This is a genomic window from Henriciella sp. (genome assembly GCF_049649345.1).
In the GTDB taxonomy this organism is placed as follows: domain Bacteria; phylum Pseudomonadota; class Alphaproteobacteria; order Caulobacterales; family Hyphomonadaceae; genus Henriciella.
Genome location: NZ_JBARZC010000274.1, coordinates 1 through 1,797, shown reverse-complemented (window position 1 = coordinate 1,797; position 1,797 = coordinate 1). Strand labels below are relative to the sequence as shown.

At 64.6% G+C, this 1,797-nt stretch carries 2 protein-coding genes; both read left to right on the top strand.

Annotated features, from left to right (window positions below; translation table 11 throughout):
* Nucleotides 1-459 (top strand): PucC family protein (locus tag WA989_RS07290; protein WP_424339843.1); only part of this gene is annotated, 459 nt, incomplete at its 5' end.
* Nucleotides 460-468: 9 nt separating this feature from the next.
* Nucleotides 469-1,704: a geranylgeranyl diphosphate reductase gene (locus WA989_RS07285; protein ID WP_424339842.1), complete on the top strand. Its 1,236-nt coding sequence runs from the start codon at nt 469-471 to the stop codon at nt 1,702-1,704.
* Nucleotides 1,705-1,797 lie beyond the last annotated feature (93 nt).

Sequence of the window (1,797 nt, the reverse complement as noted above, 5' to 3'; positions counted from 1 at the left end):
CGCGCGCGCTTCATGCGCAACTGGACGATCTTTGGCTGCTTTGCCTCTGCTGCCGCACTTGCCGCCCTCTGCTGCGCTGCCATTGTCGGGCCAGCCTGGCCACTTCAGCCGAGCGTCTTCGCCCTCGGCCTCGCCAATGGCGCTTTTGCCGTTGCGGCGATCGGCTCGATGATGACCCTGGCAAGCGCCGGCGAGCCCGGCCGCGAAGGCACACGAATGGGTCTATGGGGCGCGGCGCAAGCCATCGCGTTTGGCCTTGGCGGCTTCCTCGGTGCAGGCGCACTCGATCTTGCGCGCGTCCTTTTCGCTGAAACCGCCCCGGCCTTCGGCGCCGTCTTCGCTACAGAAGCGGCCCTCTTCATCGCCGCGGCCTTCTGCGCCGCCTGGGTTGGAAAATCGGCAAATGACGACGCCGACCTGCCTGTCCTGCCATCAGCCGAGCTGATCGCCGCCGAATAAATGGAGCCTATGCACATGACCGACCCAACCAGCGAAATGACAGTCTATGACGCGATCGTGGTGGGCGGCGGGCCGGCCGGTGCCACCGCAGCCCAGGCCCTCGCGGCTGAGGGCCACAAGACCCTGCTCATCGACAAGCCGGGCCGGATCAAACCCTGCGGCGGCGCAATCCCGCCAAGACTGGTCCAGGATTTCGACATTCCCGAGCACATGATCGTGGCGCGCGCGAACACCGCCCGCATGGTCTCGCCCAAGGGCCGCTTTGTCGACATGCCGATCAATGGCGGCACGGTCGCCATGGTGGACCGCGAGCATTTCGATGAATGGCTGCGCGTGCGCGCCGCAGAGCATGGCGCTGACCGCATGGACGGCGAGTTTGTCGGCATCGAGCGCGACGAGGCAGGCCGGGCGATCGTTCTCTGCCGCCCGCACGGCGCTGATCGGAAAAGCGATCCTGTCAGGCTTGCGACGAAATCCGTCATCGGCGCCGATGGCGCCCGCTCGCGCATTGCACGGGACGAGGTCGGCGGCGAGCAGCCAAAATCAGTCTTCGCCTATCACGAAATCATTCGCTCGCCCGAGCAGGCAAACCCCGAACAGTTCGAAGGGAGCCGCTGCGAAATCCGCTATGAGGGCCGCCTGTCGCCGGATTTCTATGCCTGGATCTTCCCGCATGGCGACACGACCAGCGTCGGCGTCGGCAGCGCGCAGAAAGGCTTTTCGCTGCGCCAGGCCGTCACTGACCTTCGCGGTGACGCCGATCTGACCACCGCTGAAACCCTCCGCACGGAAGGCGCGCCCATCCCGCTCAAGCCGATGAAGAAGTGGGACAATGGCAAGGACGTCCTGCTCGCCGGCGACGCGGCAGGCTGCGTTGCGCCGGCCTCCGGCGAAGGCATCTATTACGCCATGCTCGGCGGCCAGACCGCCGCCGAAGCCGTCCACGAATTTCTCGAAACTGCCAATCCGAAGGCGCTCGCCAAGGCGCGCAAGCGCTATATGTCGGAGCACGGAAAAGTCTTCTTCATCCTCGGCATCATGCAGCATTTCTGGTATCGCAATGACAAGCGCCGCGAGCGTTTCGTGAATATCTGCGATGATCCGGACGTCCAGCGCCTGACCTGGGAGGCCTATATGAACAAGCGCCTCGTGCGCGCCAATCCGATGGCGCATATGCGGATCTTCTTCAAGGATATGGCCCATCTGCTTGGCTTTGTCCGCGTGAAGGACCAACGCCCGCAATGAGCCGCCTGCGCCCTGTTATTGTCGCGAGCGGCGCAGCGATTTTCGTTGCGATTCTTGGGGGTTTGGCCTCGCGTCCCGGCGCCTGGTATGGGG